This is a genomic window from Streptomyces sp. NPDC085460 (assembly GCF_044541975.1).
Lineage (GTDB): Bacteria > Actinomycetota > Actinomycetes > Streptomycetales > Streptomycetaceae > Streptomyces.
Window position 1 is genome coordinate 386,806 of sequence record NZ_JBITTO010000001.1, and the last position, 20,192, is coordinate 406,997.

At 71.9% G+C, this 20,192-nt stretch carries 19 protein-coding genes and 1 tRNA gene; 12 read left to right on the plus strand and 8 right to left on the minus strand.

The genetic code is table 11. From position 1 onward, the window contains the following. Window positions 1–680: 680 nt before the first annotated feature. From ACIGHB_RS01780 to ACIGHB_RS01800, 5 genes are all read right to left on the minus strand, one after another. Window positions 681–1,547, minus strand: coding sequence for a GNAT family N-acetyltransferase (locus ACIGHB_RS01780; protein WP_360319934.1), 867 nt, complete (start codon window positions 1,545–1,547; stop codon window positions 681–683). Between the two features lie 224 nt (window positions 1,548–1,771). Continuing rightward, window positions 1,772–2,665 (minus strand): hypothetical protein, encoded by an 894-nt coding sequence (locus tag ACIGHB_RS01785; protein WP_399908659.1) that lies wholly within the window; start codon window positions 2,663–2,665, stop codon window positions 1,772–1,774. Next, a complete protein-coding gene (locus ACIGHB_RS01790) occupies window positions 2,662–3,705 on the minus strand; it encodes an SPFH domain-containing protein (protein ID WP_388881335.1) in 1,044 nt (347 codons plus the stop codon). The genes ACIGHB_RS01785 and ACIGHB_RS01790 overlap by 4 nt, the downstream gene beginning before the upstream one ends. A 136-nt stretch (window positions 3,706–3,841) precedes the next feature. Next, window positions 3,842–4,888 (minus strand): DMT family transporter, encoded by a 1,047-nt coding sequence (locus ACIGHB_RS01795; protein WP_399908661.1) that lies wholly within the window; start codon window positions 4,886–4,888, stop codon window positions 3,842–3,844. Continuing rightward, a complete protein-coding gene (locus ACIGHB_RS01800; protein ID WP_399908663.1) occupies window positions 4,885–5,766 on the minus strand; it encodes a phosphatase PAP2 family protein in 882 nt (293 codons plus the stop codon). Before ACIGHB_RS01800 ends, ACIGHB_RS01795 begins: the two co-directional genes overlap by 4 nt. Before the next feature lie 187 nt (window positions 5,767–5,953). Between ACIGHB_RS01800 and ACIGHB_RS01805 the strand changes: the two genes are divergently transcribed. Continuing rightward, window positions 5,954–6,556: a TetR/AcrR family transcriptional regulator C-terminal ligand-binding domain-containing protein gene (locus ACIGHB_RS01805; protein WP_399908665.1), complete on the plus strand. Its 603-nt coding sequence runs from the start codon at window positions 5,954–5,956 to the stop codon at window positions 6,554–6,556. A gap of 29 nt (window positions 6,557–6,585) precedes the next feature. Continuing rightward, on the plus strand, window positions 6,586–6,951 hold the full coding sequence (locus ACIGHB_RS01810; RefSeq protein WP_399908667.1) for a DUF488 domain-containing protein: 366 nt from the start codon (window positions 6,586–6,588) through the stop codon (window positions 6,949–6,951). Between the two features lie 32 nt (window positions 6,952–6,983). Here ACIGHB_RS01810 and ACIGHB_RS01815 read toward each other — a convergent pair whose 3' ends face one another. Beyond that, window positions 6,984–7,508, minus strand: coding sequence for a DUF309 domain-containing protein (locus ACIGHB_RS01815; RefSeq protein WP_399908669.1), 525 nt, complete (start codon window positions 7,506–7,508; stop codon window positions 6,984–6,986). 105 nt (window positions 7,509–7,613) lie between these two features. On the opposite strand from ACIGHB_RS01815, the gene ACIGHB_RS01820 reads away from it, so the two are divergent. Then, window positions 7,614–7,687, plus strand: a tRNA-Pro gene (locus ACIGHB_RS01820). Between the two features lie 166 nt (window positions 7,688–7,853). Here the strand turns inward: ACIGHB_RS01820 and ACIGHB_RS01825 are convergent. Further along, a complete protein-coding gene (locus ACIGHB_RS01825) occupies window positions 7,854–8,846 on the minus strand; it encodes a LuxR C-terminal-related transcriptional regulator (RefSeq protein ID WP_399908671.1) in 993 nt (330 codons plus the stop codon). Window positions 8,847–8,994: 148 nt separating this feature from the next. Here ACIGHB_RS01825 and ACIGHB_RS01830 point away from each other — a divergent pair, with 148 nt between their 5' ends. From ACIGHB_RS01830 to ACIGHB_RS01870, 9 genes are all read left to right on the plus strand, one after another. After that, the gene (locus ACIGHB_RS01830; protein WP_399908673.1) at window positions 8,995–9,351 is read left to right on the plus strand and encodes a hypothetical protein; all 357 of its coding nucleotides are present in this window, start codon (window positions 8,995–8,997) and stop codon (window positions 9,349–9,351) included. 143 nt (window positions 9,352–9,494) lie between these two features. After that, window positions 9,495–9,674, plus strand: coding sequence for a hypothetical protein (locus ACIGHB_RS01835; RefSeq protein WP_399908675.1), 180 nt, complete (start codon window positions 9,495–9,497; stop codon window positions 9,672–9,674). Between the two features lie 57 nt (window positions 9,675–9,731). Then, window positions 9,732–10,637: a hypothetical protein gene (locus ACIGHB_RS01840; protein WP_399908677.1), complete on the plus strand. Its 906-nt coding sequence runs from the start codon at window positions 9,732–9,734 to the stop codon at window positions 10,635–10,637. 167 nt (window positions 10,638–10,804) lie between these two features. Continuing rightward, window positions 10,805–12,115, plus strand: a complete 1,311-nt coding sequence (locus ACIGHB_RS01845) for an FG-GAP-like repeat-containing protein (RefSeq protein WP_399908679.1) — start codon at window positions 10,805–10,807, stop codon at window positions 12,113–12,115. A 171-nt stretch (window positions 12,116–12,286) separates the two neighbouring features. Then, the gene (locus ACIGHB_RS01850; RefSeq protein ID WP_399908680.1) at window positions 12,287–13,594 is read left to right on the plus strand and encodes a peptidoglycan DD-metalloendopeptidase family protein; all 1,308 of its coding nucleotides are present in this window, start codon (window positions 12,287–12,289) and stop codon (window positions 13,592–13,594) included. 136 nt (window positions 13,595–13,730) lie between these two features. Continuing rightward, window positions 13,731–14,906 (plus strand): transglycosylase family protein, encoded by a 1,176-nt coding sequence (locus ACIGHB_RS01855; protein WP_399908682.1) that lies wholly within the window; start codon window positions 13,731–13,733, stop codon window positions 14,904–14,906. Between the two features lie 48 nt (window positions 14,907–14,954). Then, window positions 14,955–16,661: an FG-GAP-like repeat-containing protein gene (locus tag ACIGHB_RS01860; protein ID WP_399908684.1), complete on the plus strand. Its 1,707-nt coding sequence runs from the start codon at window positions 14,955–14,957 to the stop codon at window positions 16,659–16,661. A 469-nt stretch (window positions 16,662–17,130) separates the two neighbouring features. Then, window positions 17,131–17,577 carry an SSI family serine proteinase inhibitor gene (locus ACIGHB_RS01865; RefSeq protein ID WP_399908686.1) on the plus strand — a complete coding sequence of 149 codons (447 nt, stop codon included), beginning with the start codon at window positions 17,131–17,133 and terminating at the stop codon, window positions 17,575–17,577. Window positions 17,578–17,835: 258 nt separating this feature from the next. Continuing rightward, window positions 17,836–18,732, plus strand: coding sequence for a peptidoglycan-binding protein (locus ACIGHB_RS01870; RefSeq protein WP_399908688.1), 897 nt, complete (start codon window positions 17,836–17,838; stop codon window positions 18,730–18,732). 66 nt (window positions 18,733–18,798) lie between these two features. Here the strand turns inward: ACIGHB_RS01870 and ACIGHB_RS01875 are convergent, their stop codons facing one another. Continuing rightward, window positions 18,799–20,097: an acetyl-CoA carboxylase biotin carboxylase subunit family protein gene (locus ACIGHB_RS01875; protein WP_399908690.1), complete on the minus strand. Its 1,299-nt coding sequence runs from the start codon at window positions 20,095–20,097 to the stop codon at window positions 18,799–18,801. Window positions 20,098–20,192 lie beyond the last annotated feature (95 nt).

The following is a 20,192-nucleotide window of genomic DNA, read 5'->3' on the forward strand; positions in this document are numbered from 1 at the left end:
GCGCCGACGGCCCGGGTCAAGGCCGTCACCGGTGGTGATCTCCCCGCATGCACCTGTCAGGTGCGCTGCGGGGGATGTTATCCGCCGGTGCGGAGGACAGTAGGGAACGGGGAGGTGAACGCGATACGGGGAAAACCCTTGTCGCCCCTCAGGGGCGGGGAGGGGGACCCCCGCGGCGGCCTCCGGGCGAGGCGCGCGGGCGGGCGCGCGGGGGTGGGCCGGGGGCGGGGTGAGCGCCCCTGAGCTGCGACGAAGGGGCGCGCAGGGGCGGGGAAGGATGCCGGGGGCACGGGGACGAGGCACGGTGCTGCGCGCGTGCCGACGAGGCCGGGGAGGGGTGGCCGCGGGGCTGTGTGAGGGGGTCTCAGAGGTGCGTGGGGCCCGTCGGGATCCGGGGCGGGGTCGGGGGTGCGCGGGGTCCGTCGGGGGGCCTCAGGGGTACGCGGGGTTCGTCGGGGTCAGGGGCGGGGCAGGGGCGGGGTCAGGGGTGCGCGGGGTCTGCCGGGGGCGGGTGAGCGGGAGTGCGGTGGCCCCGTACGGGATCCCGTGAGGGAGCGGCGCCGTACGGGTCCCCGCGTGAACGGCCCCGTACGGGTCCCCTCATGGGCGGCCGCGTATGGGGCCGGGTCGCCGCCCGGGGTGGAGCGAAATGGCCGGAACCGGCCGAAAGCGGGTCGCTCTCAGCCGAGTTCGAGGGTCGTGACGCCGAAGACGCGTTCCGTCGCGACCGGCCGCACCGGGCCGGTGTACATCCGGGCCGTCTCGAAGGTCGGCGTGAGTCCGCGCTCCTCCGCGAGGCGGGCCGCGGCCGGGTTGGTCTCCGGCATGTCGACGGCGATCGCCCGCGCCCCGAACCCCCGGGCCGCCTCCGCCAGCGCGTCGAGCAGCGCCGCCGCGTCCGCCGGCCCGTCCGCGAAGAGCGGCCCCACGCGCGCCTCGTCCTGCGAGGGCCGCACGACGCCGTAGCCGGTCACGCGGCCGTCCTCGACCCTGGCCAGGGCGCGGTGCCCCGGAGTCGTCAGCCAGGCGGAGAGGAACCGGGGCCGCTCGGCGTGGTGGCAGGCCGCGTCGTACGCGGCGAGTTGCGCCGGATCGACCGACTCGGCCGGTACGACCCCGGACACCGGCCGCCCGGGGGAGGGGACTTCCCCGACATAACGGGCGGTCCGGTACGCGGTCACGAACCCGGAGCGCCGGTAGTTGTCCTGCTGGGCCGGCACCCCGTCGAGGCCCACCGTCCGGCCGCCCGCGTGGGCGAGTCCGGCCCGCCACGTCGCGAGTCCGAGGCCCTGTCCGCGCAGTTCGGGCCGGACGAGGTAGAAGCCGAGGAACGCGTAGGCGTCCCCGTAGGTGACCACCGAGACGGCGGAGACCGGCACGCCGTCGAGCCGGCCCAGGAAGAACCCGTCCGGATCCTGCGCGAAGAAGGCGTCGCCGTCCGCCCGTCCGGGGTTCCATCCCTCCTCCGCGCACCAGGCCCGGACGAGCTCCCACTCGGCGCGGGTGGCGCGGGCGACGACGAGCGAACCGGGGGAGAGCGTGGTCACGGGCGTTCCTTCGAGTGCCGGGGCGAGCGGGGAAGGGGCGGAGTACGGGCGGGCGGAGCCGGCCCTCGCGGGAGCCGGCCCCGGACCTCCGGCAGGTCGTACGACATGCCTGTCACCGCACACCAAATCGGTCAAAGCGCCCCACCCTAGCGCCCCCTGGCACCCTCCCCCGAGCCGCGCCGATCGATTCCGGCCGCGCCGGGGAGCCGAAGCCGCAGCGCGGGTCAGGACACCAGCCGGAGGCGGGTGTCGGCGACGGAGAGGCGGACGGTCTGGCCCCAGGTCAGGTCGAGGGTGTCGGACTCGACGCCGTCGCCGAAGGCGACCAGGCGGTCGGACTCCACGGTGAGGCGGAGGCCCTGCCCGGCCCCGAGGACGCCCTCGACGCGGCTCGTCCCCGTCGTCGGCGACGGCCACGCCTCGCGGACGAACCAGGCGAGGCGCGGCTCCGTCGGCGACGGCAGGGCGAGCCCGCTGGAGCGCTGCTGCCAGAGCGACCGCAGCCAGCCGGTCGCCCCCGTGCCCGTGCCGGCCAGCACCCCCGAGGACGCCTGGGGTTCGGGCTCCGGGTCCCCCGCGTCCAGGGTGTAGCGGGCGGTCTGGTGGCCGGGCGGCCCCACGTAGATCTCGTTGAGGGCGAGCAGCCGCTGGCCGTCGTCCGTGGCCGCCGCGACCATGGTCAGCTCGTCGGCGGCGGCACCGGCGTCCGCCGCGTACGGGAGCAGCCCGCGGGCGTCCGCCGGCCGGTGGCGCACGAGCACGCCCGCGTTGCGCCCCGGGTCGGCGTCGATGCCGACGACGGGCTGGCCGGCGAGGTACTTGGCGGTGTTGGCGACGAGACCGTCCTGGCCGACGACCACCACCACGTCCTCGGGGCCGAAGAGGAACCGGTCCAGGTCGGCGCGTTCCACCCGGGTCTGCCGCCACGTCAGCGGCACGGCCCCGGCGACGGCGGCGAGCGCCCGCCGCGTCCGCTCGTGCCGCTCCCGGACCTCGTCGGCCGAGCGGCCGCGCGCCGCCAGGAAGAAGGCCGCCTGGCCGTGCGTCCCGTGCCGGGCGAGCAGCTCCTCGTACTCCGTCCTGCGGTGCACGAGGACCGCCCGGGGCGCCAGGCTCACGCGCGCGCCCCGCCGCCGTCGCGGCCGCCGGCGGCCCGGTGGGCACCGCCGTCGCCCAGCTTCGCGAGGAGGCCGGTCAGGACGTCGGGGGAGAGGGTGAGGTGCTCGATGCGGGGCAGCTGCTCGGCGGCCCGGGTGAGCGCCAGGGCGTGCAGGACGGCCGGTTCGGCGGCGGCGTGCGCCTGGAGCCAGGCCGTCTGCGCGGCGGCCCTCGCCTCGCCCACCTCCCGCGCGGCCTCCGCCTCGGCCCGCGCCAGGCGCACCTTCCGTACGGCCTCCGCCTCCGCCCGTACCGCGTCGGCGGCGGCGGACTCCTCGGCCTCCCGCCGCGCGTTGGTGCCGCGCTGCTCGACCAGCCGCTCCTCCTGCCGGGCCAGTTCGATCTTGCTGGCCAGCTCGTTCTCTGCGATGGTCCGCTCGCGCTCGACGGCGACCGCGCGCCGCTCGTACGTGGCCCGGTCGGCCTCCTGCTGGATCTGCTCCCGGGCCGGGGTGCGCAGGGCGCGCTCGACCTCGGGCTCGGGCCGGATCGCGACCACGCGGACGGCGACCACCTCGATGCCGGTCGCCGGTAGCCGGGGCTCGGCGGCGAGCCCGTCGGTGATCCGCTCCCGTACCGCCGCCACGCCGTCCACCAGCGCCTGCGCGAGCGAGGTGCGGGCGAGCACGTCGAGCGCGTGCTGCTGCGCCGTCTCGGTCAGCAGGGTCGCGATCTGCTCCAGGGGCGTGCCGCGCCAGGCGCCGGTGTCGGGGTCGATGGAGAAGTCGAGGCGGGCGGCGGCGACGGCCGGGTCCCCGATCCGGTACGTGACGGTGGACTGCACGCTCACGTCCTGGAAGTCCGCCGTCCGCGCGTGGAAGGCCATCGCCAGCTCCCGGTCGTCCACCGGCACTTCGGACAGCGCCGCGCTGAGCGGCCGGAACCAGAAGCTGAGCCCGGCGCCGTCGTGCGCGAGCCGGCCGCGCCGCTGGTGGCGGATGTGGGCGGTGGGCGCGGAGCGGAGATGGCGCCAGCCGGCGCGGCGGGTGATGTCGGCCATGAGAGAACCCCCTTGTCGTCATCATGACGATAGGGCTGATCGATGGTTGTCGTCAAGGTGACATAAAGGGGGTGGGGTGGCGGGTGGTGCCGGTGGGGCGGGGTCCGAGGGAAGACCGGACCTATGGGGCCCTGGCTCAGCGAGCCGGCTCCGCCTCCGGTACGGGAGTGAGCGCGCCCCCCAGCGCCCCGGCCAGGCTCGCGGCGGCGCCGGGCTCGTCGACTGGTGCGGCGGGGGCGGGTACGGGGGCGGGCTCCGAGGCGCGGAGGGTGACCGGTTCCGGTACGCGTACGGGGGCGGGCGCGGGTGCCGCCGGACCTCCGGTGGTGAGGAGGACGACGCCCCGGGCCGCGACCAGCGCCGCGCCGGCGGCGATCGGCCAGCCCCAGGCGCCCGCGCGGAAGCTCTCGCCGAGCAGTGCGACGCCGATGACGGCGGCGGCGGCCGGGTTCGCCAGGTTCACCACCGCGAGCGGGGCGGCGAGCCCGCCCCGGTAGGCGGTCTGCGAGAGAAGCAGGCCGCCGACCGCGAACGCCGAGATCAGCAGCGCGAGCAGCGTCGTCTGCCACCACGACGGCTGTCCGCCCGGCAGTCCGACCGCCAGCGCGGCGGTGAGCGTCTGGGTGAGCGCGGACGCGACGCCGGAGGCGATCCCGGAGGCGGTGGCGTGCCCGAGCCCGTTGGCCCGCACGCCGCCGTCCCCGCGCCCGGCCCGCCGGCCGGCGGTGAGCGCCGCGATCAGCAGCGCCGTCGCCGCCGCGACCACGAGGGACTCGCGCAGGCTCAGCGCCTCGCCGGGCGCGGCCGGCCCGGTGACCGCGACCAGGCCGACGAGCCCCGCCAGGGTCCACAGCGCGCCCCGCCACTCGGTACGGGTCACCCGGCGCCGGGCGGTGTACGCGCCCAGCGGCAGCGCGGCCACGAGGGTCAGCGCGCCCAGCGGCTGCACCAGCGTCAGCGGCCCGTAGTGGAGGGCGGCGACGTGGGCGAGGGCTCCTGCGGCGTTGAGGCCGACGGCCCACCACCACTGGCCGCGCGCGAGCAGCGCCCGCAGCGCTCCCCGTCCCGACGGGGTCGAGGGTGCGGCGGCGAGCCTGGCCTGGGCGACGGCGGCGAGCGCGTACCCGGCGGAGGAGACGAGGGAGAGGAGCACCGCGAGGACGGTGCCGGCGGCGGTGCTCATCGCGGCGCCCCGGAGGGTACGGCCGCGGAAGGTACGGCCGAGGAGGGCACGGCCCCGTCGAGTACGGATCGGGAGGGTGCGGCCCCGGAGGGCACGGCCCCAGCGGCGGACGCTGTCTGATCGGCGGGCGGCGCCGACGGGCTCGCGGGCGGCGCCGGGACGACGAGCAGCGCGAGGCCCAGCAGCACGGTCGCGGCGAGGGCGTCCAGCCAGTAGTGGTTGGCCGTGCCGACGATCACCAGGAGCGTCAGCGCGGGGTGCAGCAGCCACCACCGGCGCAGCGGGGAGCGGGTCGCCGCGATGAGGCCGATCGCGACCATCAGCGCCCAGCCGAAGTGCAGCGACGGCATCGCGGCGAACTGGTTCGCCATCGAGTCCGCCTCGGGAGTGGCGCCGTACACGGACGGGCCGTAGACCCGGGCGGTGTCGACGAGGCCGGTGGCGGCGAGCATCCGGGGCGGTGCGAGCGGCACCAGGATGTGCAGGGCCAGGGCCGCGCCGGTGACCAGTGCGAGGACGCGCCGGGACCACAGGTAGTGGGCGGGGCGGCGCCAGTACAGCCAGGCGAGGAAGGCGATCGTGGCCGGGAAGTGCACGGCCGCGTAGTAGGTGTTCGCGACCCGGATCAGCGGCTCGCCGTGGAGCAGGAGCTGCTGGATCGCGCCCTCGCCGGGGAGGTGGAGGGCGCGTTCGGTGTCCCACACCCGGTCGGCGTTGTGGAAGGCGCGGGTCTCGTGGCCGTTGGCGAGGAGCCGGCCGAACTTGTAGACGAGGAAGAGCCCGGTGACGAGCAGCAGCTCGCGCGCGAGGGGCGGTCGCGCGCCCTCCGCCGGGGAGGCGGGACGGGGCCCGCGTGTCCCGCGTATCCGGGTAGCCATGGCGCGGCACTTCCCATCGATGAATCGGTCGATCGACCCATCGGTCAATCGGTCAAACCTGCAACATCCCCAACAAACGGAGGAACTCTAGATCCGATTTCATCGAGACGCAAGCGTCTCGATACGTTTGCGTCTCGATTGTGCACCCCCTACTCTCGTATGTGCAGAACTCCCGTAGGAGGGCCCGATGTCCACCCAGGCCGCCACCGCCGCCGCCCGCCGCAGCAAGATCACGCCGGAGCGCGAGGCGGAGCTGTACGAGGCCGTGCTCTGCCTCCTGCGCGAAGGCGGCTACGACGCGGTCACCATGGAGGGGGTCGCGGCCCGCACCAAGTGCGGCAAGGCCACCCTCTACCGGCAGTGGGGCACCAAACCGCGGCTCGTCACCGCGGCCCTGGCCGCCCGCCGCTGCGTGATCTTCACCGGCATCGACACCGGCAGCCTCGCCGGCGACCTGCACGAGGCGGCCCGCGTCGCCTCCGCCCGCCACGAGCGGGACACCGAGCTGATGGAGGCCGTCGCCCAGGCGTACCTCCAGCACCCCGATCTGCGCACCGCCCTGCGCGAGACCGTCATCGCCCCCGAGGTCGCGGCCATCGACGCCGTCGTCCAGCGCGCGGTCGAGCGCGGCGAGGTCGCCGCCGACAACCCGGCCATCGCCTTCGTCGCCCCCAGCCTCATGGGACTGCTCCGCATCGAAAGGCTCCTGGAGGACCGCTTCCCCGACGCCTCCGCCGCCCGCGCCTTCGTCGACGCCGTCCTGCTGCCGGTCCTGCGCGTCGACAGGTGACGGACGTCTGGGGCGCGCACCCTGGAACCATGCCCGCCACCACCCCCGACGTCCGCGTCCGCCGCGTCTACGACCCCCCGTCCCCCGACGACGGGGTCAGGGTCCTCGTCGACCGGCTCTGGCCGCGCGGCCTCGCCAAGGCCGACGCCCGCGTCGACGAATGGCCGAAGGCCCTCACGCCGTCCACGGAACTCCGCCGCTGGTACCACGGCCCCGACGGCGACTACGACGAGTTCCGCCGCCGCTACGAGACCGAACTCGAAGCCCCCGAGGCAGCCGCCTCCCTCGCCCGCCTCCGCACCCTCGCCGAAACGCGGACGATCACCCTCCTCACCGCCACGAAGGACCCCGGGACCAGCCACACGACGGTCCTGAAGGAACAGCTGACCCCCTGACCCCGCTCACACCCCTCCTCACCTGACCCCGCTCACGCCCCCGTCAACCGAGGAGCCTCCCCGGCGGCTTCCGGAGGCGCGGCACCAGGACCACCGCCGGGCGCGGCGACGCGCCCGGCCAGCTCCCCGGCCCAGGCCACGAGACCGGCGACGTCCACGCCGTACGTCTCCCCGCCCCCGTCCGCGTAGGCGGCGACCCGCCCGGCCCCCCGCCGCAGCAGCCGCGCGCCGCCCGTCGCGTTCCCCCGGGCGGCGTGCGTCAGCCCCACGGCCAGCTGCGCCAGCCCCTGCCACAGCTCCCGCTCGCCCTCGGGCCCCGACTTCCACGCGTCCTCGAAGACCTCGTGCGCGTGGAACGGCATCCCCGCGTCCAGCAGCCGCTGCGCCTCCCGCACGGTCTCCGCCGGCGCCCGCACCACCCCCTCGGGCTGCCGCGCCACCCCCTCCGCCCCGTACGGCAAGGGCCGCCCCAGCCCGTCCCGCGGCCGCGCGCTCCGCGCCCGCCCCTCGGCGTCCCGGTCCCGCCCGCCGCCCGCCCGCCCGCCGTCACCGCTCATCCCGCCATTCTCCGCCCCCGCCCCACCCACGGGTGATCGCCACCCGCGGAGTGAGGTAATGTTCTCCTGCACGCCGACGCGGGATTCCCCGCCGCCGACGAGCACCGGGACGTGGCGCAGCTTGGTAGCGCACTTGACTGGGGGTCAAGGGGTCGCAGGTTCAAATCCTGTCGTCCCGACTCGAAAGAGTCGCAGATCAGGGGCCGTTTCAGAGCAATCTGAAACGGCCCCTTGATCGTTTCAGGCGTCGGGACGCCCGCCGGGGCGGAGGAGGGAAGGTCCTGGTCTGGCAGCCTGCGTGTGTGCTTCGCCCCGCCCCGCCCCGCCCCGTCCCGCGGCCGCGGGTCAGCGGGCGGGGAGCCAGCCCTGCTGGACCGAGCGGACTCCTGCCTCGAAGCGGCTGCGCGCCCCCAGCCGCTCCATGAGGTCGCTGGCCAGGCGGCGGGCAGTGCGCGGGGACACGCCGAGTCGCTTCGCGATGACCTCGTCGGTGCAGCCCTTGGCGAGCAGTTCGATCACACTCTGTTCCTGGGCGCTGAGCCCCTTGTTGTTGACGCCGACCGCGTTGCCCAGCGGCTGGGCGACATCCCAAATGTGATCGAACAGGGCACAGAGAGCCGTGAGCGTCCCCTGCCCGGTAAGGACGACGGCGCCCGCCGCGGTGTCGTCGCTGCTCACCGGAATCACGGCGGTGGTCCTGTCGACCACGATCATGCGGGTGGGCAGCGAGGGGACGGTACGGACGTGGCCACCGAGTTCGGCGAGCCAGTTCACGTACGCGACGGTGTGCGGGCTGTTGCGAACGCTGTCGAGATAGACGGTGCGCATCCGGACACCGCGTTCCAGCAGGGCGCGATCGAGCGGTTGCGCCGCCTCGATGTGTTCGGGCTTCTGGGCGCCGGCGGGCGCGAACGTCATGACCTCCTCGCGGACGTCCCGGGTCAGTCGCGTCAGACAGTCGCGGATCTGGTCGATGCCGATGAGCTGCTCGACGCCTGGATGCATGCTGGCGGGGCGAAGATCGGCGTACTCGGCGATGAGCTGGGCGGCCGCGGCGCGGGAGGCTTCGATCCGCAGCTGCTGAGCGGCGAGCTCCGCCTGCTGTCGTGCCATCAGGATCTCCATCCCGATGTCAGGGGAGACAGCCCGCAGCATTCCCTCGTGTTCGCCGGACGGGCGCAGCAGAGACAACTCGCTCAGTGTGTCCAGGGCTTGGCGCACGACTGTCCCGGTCGTCCCGAGGCGCTCGGCGAGGGCGTTCACCCCATCCTGTGGATGCGCGAGCATGCCGCGATACACGGCTTCAGACATGGCATCAAGGCCGAGTGCGGTGAGCATTCGGTTCCCCCCTTGTGACAGTTACATGATGATTGAACGACTGTATGACATCGCTGCAGGTCGAGGCTGTGGCCGGTTCCGGCCACTGCCGGAAGTGCCATCAATGGTGACCTGTGAACCTGTTGCGCACTTTGGGAACCTCGCTCCCATGCAGCTGATTCACGCCGCGCTCAGGCCGCTCGGGCCGGGCGCGGTACTTCCCCCCCACCTGAACGAGTTGTTCCTCTCCGCCGCGCGTGACGAAGACCGCGTCGAGCACGTGGTGACGCACCTGCACGCCACACCGCATCCCGTAGTGGCGGTCTTCCTCCTCGCGGACTCGCTGAGCGAGGCCGAGGCACGCGCCGAGGCGCTCTGCCGTCGTGCCCTCGCCACTCAGCCCTCCCTCGCGGCATGGGAGCTCGTCAGCGCCACGGTTCCCTTGGTGACCCCGTTCTACGAGCGTCTCCTGTCCTCTCCTCGCCACGATGGACAGATCCGTCCACGGCCCTTTCCGTCCACCTGATTCCTCTTTTAACCCGCCTGAACTGCGACGAAGCTGAACTCGTCAGCCAGGGACACCGCCCGGGCAGACACCACCGGAGCAAGCGCCACCGCGGGACGTGAGCACCGGACAGCCGTACACCTCGCAGACGAAGGACCAGGACCATGCTTCGCACCGCTCTCGTCAAGGCCGCCGCGGTCGCCGCTCTCTCCCTCATCGCCCTCGGCTCGACCCTCGGTTCGACCCTCGACGGACCGGCAGATCCGGCCGAGAGCGCTCCCTCCGTCGCCACCGAGAACGTGGTCGTCGCCTCCGAGCCCAGCGGCAACATGATCTGGGGTTAGTCGCCGGGGCTGCGCCCGTCACCGCAAGACATCGGCCCCGCGCGGAGGAACCCGCTCATGAAGTTCGTCAACTCCAGTACCCACACGTCTCGGCGGCTCGCCGCAGGGGTCCTGATCGCCGCCGGACTCACCGGCTCGCTCGTGGCCTGCGGCAGCTCGCATCCGCCCGCCATGCCGGCCAGGGCCGCCGCCCCCGCCCCGATCGCAACCGCACTTCCTGGCGGCTCGACCTCGACGCCCACCCCGCAGCCCTCACAGTCCTTGCAGTCCCAGCAATCCCAGCAGTCCCAGCAGTCCCCGACGCTCTCGCAGGCCGAGCACGCCGGGCAGACCGACCAGACCGGACGGGCCGAGCCGAACGGACGGACCCGGCAGCCTCCCCAAGACCTCCGGACGCCGCAGGACACTGCGCCGGTGGCTCCCAGGACCCGTACCGAGCCACCACGTACCACGCCGACGACGCATCCCGTACCCACGGGCACACAGCAGCGCCTTCCTGAAGGGCGGCTGACCGTGAGGGATGCCGCCGAGCTCACCGCGCGGATCACGGGCCTGCCGGCCGCGCCCCGACTGGTGTCCGGCGGCGCGCCGGTGGAGTTCAGTGTGACCTTGCGCAACACCGGCGACACCGACTTCCCGCTCATCGCTCCCGTGGTGCGGTTCGACCAGTACGACGGCGGGCTCGCACCCCTCGGCTCGGTCGCCGGCCGGCTGGAGCGCCTCGACCCGGTGAGCGGTGCCTGGCAGCCGGCCCCGCTGCCCCAGGCGACGGGCATGGACTACCTGCTCGCCGCGACCGGCGGCGCGCCGCTCCCCAAGGGCGCGACGACGACCATCCGTTACCGGGTCGCGCTCGCCGCCGGCCTTGGCGCCGGCGCCACCGAACTCCAGGTGTACGCGGTCTCCCAGCCGTCCAACCAACAGGCCGGGAAGGCCGTGGCGAAGGTGACGATCGCGCCCTGAACGACCCCCGTCACCGGCACCGCCAGGTGCTCCGGCACCACATTCCTCGACGCGCGCGGTGAGTTCGGGTCGCCGCCCGACCGGTGGCCGCGCGCCGAGCCCCCTCATCTTCAACGGCACCCGTGTGCCTCATGGACGTCCCCATGCCCAAAGACAGGAGTCAGTACATGCCCAAGGTGTCCCTCCGGCGAACCCTGCAGGGAATGCTCGCCACCTCGCTGCTCGCTCCCGCCCTCGTGTTCGCCGGTGCTCAGCCCGCTGCGGCCAGTGTCGGTTCGACGATCATGGGGATAGCGGAGCAGAACCTCGGCAACGGGCCGTGCGACACGAACAGCGCCGGAGGCTCCGGCTATTACAACAGCTGCAGTGAGGCGTGGTGTGCCGACTTCGCGAAGTGGGTGTGGGGGCAGGCTGGTGTGAACGTCACCGGGCTCACCGCGGCAGCAGGCAGCTTCGGCCAGTACAACGGCGGTCTGACGCAGACGCCGCACGTGGGTGACGCGGTGGTCTTCAACTACAACGGTGCGGGCTACGCCGATCACGTCGCACTCGTCAGGTCCATCAACGCCGACGGCACCATCACCACCATCGGCGGCAACCAGAGCGGCGCCGTGACCTACGGCACCATCAGCGCCTCCGGTTACTACAACTCCCAGAAGGTCAGCGGCTACGTCTCGCCGATCGGCGGAATCGACCGCGCGCCGTCGATGGTGGCGGGTGTCTCTCCGATCATCGGGGTCGGGGACATCAACAGGACCGGTGTGGCCGATTACCTCGCCCGGGACGCCGACGGGGACCTCTTCGCCTACATGGGGAAGGGCGACGGTACGTTCACGGGGGCGACGAAGATCGGTTGGGGCTGGGACAAGTACGACATGGTCATCGGTGCCGGTGACATCAACAACACCGGTAACCCTGATGTCCTGGCCCGGGACAAGAGTGGCAATCTCTTCGCCTACATGGGCAAGGGTGATGGCACGTTCACGGGTGCCACGAAGATCGGTGGGGGCTGGAACAAGTACGACCTGATCGTGGGTGTCGGTGACATCAACAACACCGGTGTCGCCGACATCATCGCCCGGGATGCCAATGGTGACCTGTGGGCTCACATGGGTGTCGGTGACGGCACGTTCACCGGTGCCACGAAGATCGGCTACGGCTGGGACCAGTACGACACCATCATCGGCGCCGGCGACATCAACAACACCGGGAACCCCGACCTCCTGGCCCGGGACAAGAGCGGCAACCTCTACTCCTACATGGGCAAGGGCGACGGCACGTTCACTGGCGCCACGAAGATCGGGACCGGGTGGAACAAGTACAACGCCATCACCGGCCCCGGGGACATCAACAACACCGGTGTCGCCGACATCATCGCCCGCGACACCAACGGCGACCTCTTCACCCACATGGGCGTCGGCAACGGCACCTTCACCGGCGCCACCAAGATCGGCTACGGCTACCACATCTACAAGTGATCCTCGCCTGACCCCCGCCTGATCCACGGCTGACCTCCGGCCTCGCCGCCGTCGAGGGTGCCTGTTCTCCCTGGTGGCACGAGCGGCGGAACCACACGGACCGCTCCGGGATTCCGCCGCTCCCCCCTCGCTCCACCCCTCTCCCACGTACTTCCTCAACAAGGGGCCTTCATGTCCATGCGTCGCTCTCTCAACTCCGCCCTCGTCGTTGCCATCTCGGCGGGAACACTCACCTTGAGCGCCTCCGGTGCCCACGCCGTCGAGCGTCCCGACTTCCAACTCCCGGCCCCCTGCGGCGAGATATGGACGGCAAGCACGTACGCGGGTCACAACCCGACGCACTCCGTCGACCTCAACCGATACCCCGGTGACGACACGGGAGCGCCCGTGGCGGCCAGCGCCGCCGGCACCGTCGAGGTCGCGGGAAACAGCGGGGGCTGGGCGGGCGTAAACGTCCGCATCGACCACGGCGGCGGCTGGACCACCCACTACGCGCACCTCTCCGCCGTCGACGTCACCGCGGGCGCGAGGGTGCGGGCGGGCCAGATCGTCGGAAGGGTAGGCAACACCGGCAACTCCCAGGGCGCGCATCTGCACTTCGAGCAGACCCTCAACGGTGTGGGCCAGCCCATCACCTTCGACGGCGCGTCGTACGGCGGAGGAATCCAGGAGTTCGCCAGCAAGAACTGTGGCACTCCGGTGCCGTCGATGGTGGCGGGTGTCTCTCCGATCATCGGGGTCGGGGACATCAACAGGACCGGTGTGGCCGATTACCTCGCGCGGGACGCCGACGGGGACCTCTTCGCCTATATGGGGAAGGGTGACGGCACGTTCACGGGTGCGACGAAGATCGGTTGGGGCTGGGACAAGTACGACATGGTCATCGGTGCCGGTGACATCAACAACACCGGTAACCCTGATGTCCTGGCCCGGGACAAGAGTGGCAATCTCTTCGCCTACATGGGGAAGGGTGATGGCACGTTCACGGGTGCCACGAAGATCGGTGGGGGCTGGAACAAGTACGACCTGATCGTGGGTGTCGGTGACATCAACAACACCGGTGTCGCCGACATCATCGCCCGGGACGCCAACGGTGACCTGTGGGCTCACATGGGTGTCGGTGACGGCACGTTCACCGGTGCTACGAAGATCGGTTACGGCTGGGACCAGTACGACACGATCATCGGTGCCGGCGACATCAACAACACCGGGAACCCCGACCTTCTGGCCCGGGACAAGAGCGGCAACCTCTACTCCTACATGGGCAAGGGTGACGGCACGTTCACGGGTGCCACGAAGATCGGGACCGGGTGGAACAAGTACAACGCCATCACCGGCCCGGGTGACATCAACAACACGGGTGTCGCCGACATCATCGCCCGCGACACCAACGGCGACCTCTTCACCCACATGGGCGTCGGCAACGGCACCTTCACCGGGCCCACCAAGATCGGCTACGGCTACAACATCTACAGCTGAACCGCGCCTGGGGACGTTCCGACGGGGCGCGGCAGCCCCTGAGCTGCGCCCCCTCCCCCTCCTTCCCCCAGTCCTCTCGTTCCCCGTACCGCGGTCCTTCGCGCCCGGTGCCTCCTGCCATTCCGGAGAACCTCCCATGCAGCCTCGCCCGTACAAAACCCGTGCCCACAAGGCCGCCGGCGTCCTCGCCGTGACCGCCGCCGTCTCCGTCTCGGTCCTGGCGGGCGGCAGCTCCGCCGGCGCTGCCTCCGTCGCCACCTGGGACAAGCTCGCCCAGTGCGAGAGCGGCGGAGACTGGACGAGGGTCAGCAACACCTCGCCGACGTACTACGGCGGCATCCAGTTCAGCGCACAGACGTGGTCCGCTTTCGGCGGCACCGAGTTCGCCGCCACGGCCAACCTCGCCACCAAGACCGAGCAGATCATCGTCGGCGAGCGGGTCCTCGCGGAACAGGGTGAGTCGGCCTGGCCGCACTGCGGTCCGCTGGCGGGACTCGCGGCCGACACCGCCGAACCCTTCCCCGGCACTCCGGTGCCGTCGATGGTGGCGGGTGTCTCTCCGATCATCGGGGTCGGGGACATCAACAGGACCGGTGTGGCCGATTACCTCGCGCGGGACGCCGACGGGGACCTCTTCGCCTACATGGGGAAGGGCGATGGCACGTTCACGGGTGCCACGAAGATCGGTTGGGGCTGGGACAAGTACGACATGGTCATCGGTGCCGGGGACATCAACAACACCGGTAACCCTGATGTCCTGGCCCGGGACAAGAGTGGCAATCTCTTCGCCTACATGGGGAAGGGTGATGGCACGTTCACGGGTGCGACGAAGATCGGTGGGGGCTGGAACAAGTACGACCTGATCGTGGGTGTCGGTGACATCAACAACACCGGTGTCGCCGACATCATCGCCCGGGACGCCAATGGTGACCTGTGGGCTCACATGGGGGTCGGTGACGGCACGTTCACCGGTGCCACGAAGATCGGTTACGGCTGGGACCAGTACGACACGATCATCGGCGCCGGCGACATCAACAACACCGGGAACCCCGACCTCCTGGCCCGGGACAAGAGCGGCAACCTCTACTCCTACATGGGCAAGGGTGACGGCACGTTCACGGGTGCCACGAAGATCGGGACCGGCTGGAACAAGTACAACGCCATCACCGGCCCGGGTGACATCAACAGGACCGGTGTCGCCGACATCATCGCCCGCGACACCAACGGCGACCTCTTCACCCACATGGGCGTCGGCAACGGCACCTTCACCGGCGCCACCAAGATCGGCTACGGCTACCACATCTACAGCTGAGGAATCACCATGCGTTTGCGTCAAGCAGCGATAGCCGCGGCACTCGCTGTGACCGCTCTGACCGCTCTGTCCGCCCCCACCGCGCAGGCGGACACCGTCACCCCGTCCTCCGCACCCGTCCTGCGTTTCCTCAGCTACAACATCTGTGGCAACAACGGGGATTGCAGCACCGCGTCCGACGAGGTCGCCAACCGCGTCCAGACCGTCTACAACGAGGCCGTGACCTGGAAGTCGGACGTCCTCTTCCTGCAGGAGGTCTGCCGGACGCAGTTCTCCAGGCTGGAGGACAAGCTCGGCGCCCTCGGTTACACCGGCAAGTTCACCGACACGCAGACGCCGGCCAGGGATACCTCTGGCGACCTCTGCAAGGACGACTCCGTGGCGAACCCGGTGGAGGGCGACTACGGCCTCGCGATCTTCACGAAGGGAACCGCCACCAATCTCCAGGTCATCGACCTTGCCACGGGCCTGGAAGGCGGTTCGGAGGAGTGGCCGGCCATCTGCGTGGACGCCCCCCTCCAAGGGCGCACCACCCGGAGCTGCTCGGTGCACCTGTACTCCGCGAACACGAACGTCGCGAAGCAGCAGGCCCAGAAGCTGGCGACCCTCTCCAACACCTGGATCGACCAGGGCATCCCGGTCGTCCTGGGCGGCGACTTCAACCCTCGCTACAGCGGAGGCCAGGCCAACGCGCCGCTCTCCCCGGTCCTCGACTCGCTCTACAGCCACTCCGGCGGCACCGGCCGCTTCACCGAGGTCGACGAGACGGACACGAGCCGGTTCACCAACGCCTGCACCGCCCTCAACCCCCCAGCCGGGCACTGCCGTTCGGGTGCCCCCACGCTCATGGCGAAGGCTGACGACCCCGAGGCCAAGCTCGACTACATCTTCCTCAGCAAGAACCACTTCAAGAACGTCGCCGGCGACGCCCTTCCGCGGATCGCCTCGGTCTCGGACCACTACGCCTACCGGGGCGCCGCCACCTGGTCCACGTGCAACAACCCCGACGACGGCAGGGCCGACATGCTGCGCCGCGACGCGGCGGGCGACCTCTGGCGACACTTCGGTCGGACCGACGGCAGCCTCACCGCCATCCCCTGCAAGGTCGGCGCCGGCATGAGCGACCTGCGCCTGATCGCACGGGGCGCCGACCACGACGGCGGCGGAGAGGACCTGTACTCGATCGACAGCGCCGGAGACCTCCATTTCCGCCCCGGCCACACCACCGAGCTCTTCTTCTCCACGCCGCAGAAGGTCGGTTGGGGCTGGCAGGCCGCGACGGCCCTCGACTCCACCCCCGACATGGACGGCGACGGCCGCCCCGACCTGATCGTCGCCTTCGACAACGGCGACTTGTACCTCGTCCCGGGCAAGGGTGACGGAAAGGTCGACGCCAAGATCCGCATCGGCCATGGCTGGGACATCTACGACACCGTGCTCGCCCCGGGCGATGTCACAGGCGACGGCAAGGCCGACGTCATCGCACGCGACACGGCCGGAGTGTTGTTCGTGTACCCCGGGACCGGCACGGGGACGCTGGGAACGCGGACGCAGATCGGCCACGGCTGGCAGGTGTACAACACGGTCCTCGCCCCCGGGGACGTCAACGGGGACGGCAAGCCGGACCTGCTCGCCCGGGACCACGCTGGAACCGTCCAGTTCTACGCCGGCAGCGGAGCGCTGAACGGAAACGCCACCTTCGCCGCCATGGTCAAGGCCGGATGGGGCTTCTCCACCACCGACCTGCTGCGCTGAGGACGCGTCCGCAGCGGACGTCGGAGTCATCGCCGGGCTCGATGACGGCAGCACGTAGGCGCAGGTTCACATCCTGTCGTCCCGACCATGCGGAAACGCTGGTCGGAGGTCGTTCTCTCCTTCGTGAGGGGGCGGCCTTTCGTGTTTTCGGGGGTGCCGGGGCGGGGCGGGCCCTGGGTTCCGGACGATCATGGGGCGGTGTGGGTCGTCGCGTTCTGGACCAGTTTCGGGAGGGTGCAGGTCAGCGGAGTGTCCGGGTTTGTACTACCTGGGGTGTTCGGCTTCGTGGGGCGGGGCGGGGTGTCGGGGTACCGCCTCTCAGCTGGGCGAACGAACAGTCGGTAGGTCGCCGGGCGGGGTGCGGCCGGATCGTTGCGTCGGCAGGTGCGATCACCCTCCGCGTCGACAAGACTCCGGTGCGCGGCCGATCGGCTCGCAGCTTCTCTGTCACCCGCGAAGGGACACCCCCGTGCGCACATTCCGTACCCTCGGCGCCACCGCGTTCGCCACCGTGACCGGCCTCGCGCTCGTCGGCACCGCCTTCACCGGCGCCGGCACCGCCGAGGCGGCGCCCGCAAGCCTTCACGCGCCGTCGGCGCTCGTGCTCACCGTCGGCGAGGGTGCGGACCCGGCGGTCGGCACCGTCGTCCGCGCGGTCACCCTGACGTGCCTGCCGCTCCCGGCCGGGAGTCACCCCGCGCCGGAAGCGGCCTGCGCGGAACTGACCTCGGCCGGCGGTGACTTCACGAGCCTGACGGGCTTACGGGACGGCCGGCCCTGTACGCGCGAGTGGAACCCGGTCACGCTCACCGGTGACGGGGTCTGGCAGGGGCGGCGCGTCGCCTGGTCCGCGACCTACGTCAACCCGTGCGAACTGAGGGCCCGTACGGCGGGCGGCGCGGTCTTCGCTTTCTGACGGAGGCTTCGGCTCGCGGTCATCTCGGGCGGCACTGCGGTGAGTTGGCGATCCGTGGTGCCGCCCCGGTGTTGCGGGAGTGGCGTGCGTCACTTATTAAGGGTTGTTTAAGAATCTACGTCTTGAGTGTGCGCATTTCGGGTGGAATGGGGGTAGTTGACGGCTAGCTTGAGCGCCGGTCAAAGTCTCCTCGGCTTCTCCCCGCTCTTCACGCTCTCGCCGCACCGTCCACGGCTTCACCCCCTCTGGAGCACCCGCATGCGCACACCCGAACCGGAGCCGATCCCCCTGTCGCGGGGCCATGACGTCTTCGGCAAGGTCGCCCGGCCCGACGGTGACGGCCCCGGGGCCCGGGTGCAGGACCTCGCACTCTTCGACGGTGCTCCGACTCCGACGAGGGCGGCGGCCAAGGCGTCCAGGCGGCGGAGGCGGGGTGACGGTCCGTCGCTTCCGCTGCTGGTCGCCGGGGCGGTCGCCGCCGGGATCGGGCTGGCGGTCGGGCTCACCTCCGGAATCGACCGGGCGCGCCCGGACGAGCTGACCCTCACGATGCCCGATCTGCCGGCTGCCCCGTCGACCCCGCCGATCCCGTCGACCCCGTCGACCCCGCCCACCCGGTCGACTCCGGAGAGCGTGGAGACCCCGGAGACCCTGGACGCGTCGAGCCCGGACGCGGAGTCGACGGGCCCCGGGCCGTCGCGTACGCGCTCCGCTCCGTCGGCGACGGTCCCCGTGACTCCGACCGCGGCCGGGACCGAGAGCCCGGTGGCCCGTCCTCCCGTGCCCGTACGGACGTCGGCGTCTCCCGTCGCGCCTCCGCCGGAGCCGTCGCACACCGGGAGTGCCCGGCCGTCCGGGCGTCCGGATCCGGAGGTTCTCCGCGTCGGCAGCAGCGGGCCCGAGGTCGAGGACCTCCAGTGGCGTCTCCAGCGGCTCCACCTGTACCTCGGCTCCGCCGACGGGACGTTCAGCTCGTTCGTCGCGGTGGCCCTGAGCCGCTTTCAGGAAGCCCGTGACATCCCGGAGGAGCGGGGCGCGTACGGGCCGCTGACCCGTGCCGCCCTGCGCGCCGAGACCGGGAGGGGCGGCCGGGGCGGGGGGAGCGGCGAGGACGGGGACGAGGGTCGTGATGAGTGGGGTGGGTGGGATGGTTGACGGTGCCCTTGCGAGGGGCCGTCGGGCGGACCCCGCGTCGCGGGCGGGGTCCGTCCTCGGGGTGGGTCAGGCGGGGTCGGGCTCGATGGTCAGCTCGACGCGGTCCGTGTAGGCGCGGACCTCCGCGACCGGGTCGGCGTCCCAGGGCAGGTCCGCGACGACGTAGGCCGAGCGGCCGGACGAGTCGGCGAGGGTGCCCAGGCGGGCGTTCCGGGGGAGGGCGACCATGACCGAGGCGCAGCGGGCGGGCGCGTCGGGGGTGGTGGCCTCGACGAGGGGCCAGACCGCGTCGTCGACGATCCAGGACACCGGCTCGCCCTCGTAGCGGACGTCCGTCAGCCGGCCGGGGGTGTGCTCGACGAAGCGCTGCACGGCCCGTCGGGTCGGCGTCGGGTAGTCGGGGCGCACGCCGAGGGCGAGGTCGACGATGGCGGGCTCGATGGGCTTGCCGGTGGCGAGGTGCCACATCATGGTGATGGCGTCGCCGGGGAGGCGGGCGGCGATCTCCATGAGGACCGGCTGGCCGTCGCGGAGCCGGAACTCGGCGTGGGTGATGCCGCTGTCGAAGCGCAGCGCCTTGAGGATCGCGGCGTTGGCGGTGACGAGCGCGTCCGAGTGGGCGAGCGGCACGTCGGCGGGGCTGGTGTGGCCGATCTCGGTGAAGAAGCGGCTGTCGTCCTCGTTGGTGAGCTTGGCGGTGACGCCGCTCCACAGCAGTTCGCCGTTGTGGACGAGGGCCTCGACCGAGAACTCCGGTCCGTCGACCAGCTCCTCCACGAGGATCGTCTCGTCCGGCTCGTACTGGGTGAGCGCGGCCCGCAGCTCCTCGTCGTTCTCGACGCGGACGACGCCCGAACTGAACATCCGCCCGGCCGGCTTGACGACCGCGGGGTACGCGTCGGCGGCGGCGGAGTCCCGCTGGTGGGGGGCGAAGGCCCGCCACACGGGGCCGTGGTCGCGGAGGATGACGCGCTGCATCACCTTGTCGCGGCAGACGCGGGCCGCCCAGGTTCCGGGGCCCGGCAGGCCGAGCGCCTCGGAGAGGACGCCGCACGGGTCGACGAAGACCTCGCCGCTGCAGATCACACCGCGTATGTCGTACGCGGCGATCCAGTCCTGCACGGAGGCGAGGACGCCGGCGATCGCGGCGTCGGGGAACTGGCGGACGGCCCGGATCCGGGAGAGCGGGTGGGCCGGGTCCTCGATGTGTCCGGTCAGCTTCGCCAGGTCGGTGGTGGGGCCGACGACGACCAGCGGCGCCAGCCCGCGCTCCGCGATGTCGGTGATCAGCCGGTGCTGGCGGGCGAGGGCCGCCAGGTCGCTCATGACGATCACGGCGGGCGGGCGTTGGCTCTGGGGGTTCAACGGAGCTCCTCCGGTGGGGTGCACCACGGGTGCCGGGTGCGAGGAACGGTCTCTTCATGATCCAGCTTGCCCGTCCGTGGCGCGTCCACGGTCCG

What these genes read in the sequence shown, in the direction of transcription:
- ACIGHB_RS01795 (WP_399908661.1), bottom strand. Translation starts at nt 4,888, where the DNA reads ATGAGCACCGCCGCCGGCACCGTCCTCGCGGTGCTCCTCTCCCTCGTC.
- ACIGHB_RS01805 (WP_399908665.1), top strand. Translation starts at nt 5,954, where the DNA reads ATGTCCACCCAGGCCGCCACCGCCGCCGCCCGCCGCAGCAAGATCACG.
- ACIGHB_RS01835 (WP_399908675.1), top strand. Translation starts at nt 9,495, where the DNA reads ATGCTTCGCACCGCTCTCGTCAAGGCCGCCGCGGTCGCCGCTCTCTCC.
- ACIGHB_RS01815 (WP_399908669.1), bottom strand. Translation starts at nt 7,508, where the DNA reads ATGAGCGGTGACGGCGGGCGGGCGGGCGGCGGGCGGGACCGGGACGCC.
- ACIGHB_RS01845 (WP_399908679.1), top strand. Translation starts at nt 10,805, where the DNA reads ATGCCCAAGGTGTCCCTCCGGCGAACCCTGCAGGGAATGCTCGCCACC.
- ACIGHB_RS01790 (WP_388881335.1), bottom strand. Translation starts at nt 3,705, where the DNA reads ATGGCCGACATCACCCGCCGCGCCGGCTGGCGCCATCTCCGCTCCGCG.
- ACIGHB_RS01870 (WP_399908688.1), top strand. Translation starts at nt 17,836, where the DNA reads ATGCGCACACCCGAACCGGAGCCGATCCCCCTGTCGCGGGGCCATGAC.
- ACIGHB_RS01825 (WP_399908671.1), bottom strand. Translation starts at nt 8,846, where the DNA reads ATGCTCACCGCACTCGGCCTTGATGCCATGTCTGAAGCCGTGTATCGC.
- ACIGHB_RS01850 (WP_399908680.1), top strand. Translation starts at nt 12,287, where the DNA reads ATGTCCATGCGTCGCTCTCTCAACTCCGCCCTCGTCGTTGCCATCTCG.
- ACIGHB_RS01830 (WP_399908673.1), top strand. Translation starts at nt 8,995, where the DNA reads ATGCAGCTGATTCACGCCGCGCTCAGGCCGCTCGGGCCGGGCGCGGTA.
- ACIGHB_RS01855 (WP_399908682.1), top strand. Translation starts at nt 13,731, where the DNA reads ATGCAGCCTCGCCCGTACAAAACCCGTGCCCACAAGGCCGCCGGCGTC.
- ACIGHB_RS01840 (WP_399908677.1), top strand. Translation starts at nt 9,732, where the DNA reads ATGAAGTTCGTCAACTCCAGTACCCACACGTCTCGGCGGCTCGCCGCA.
- ACIGHB_RS01800 (WP_399908663.1), bottom strand. Translation starts at nt 5,766, where the DNA reads ATGGCTACCCGGATACGCGGGACACGCGGGCCCCGTCCCGCCTCCCCG.
- ACIGHB_RS01810 (WP_399908667.1), top strand. Translation starts at nt 6,586, where the DNA reads ATGCCCGCCACCACCCCCGACGTCCGCGTCCGCCGCGTCTACGACCCC.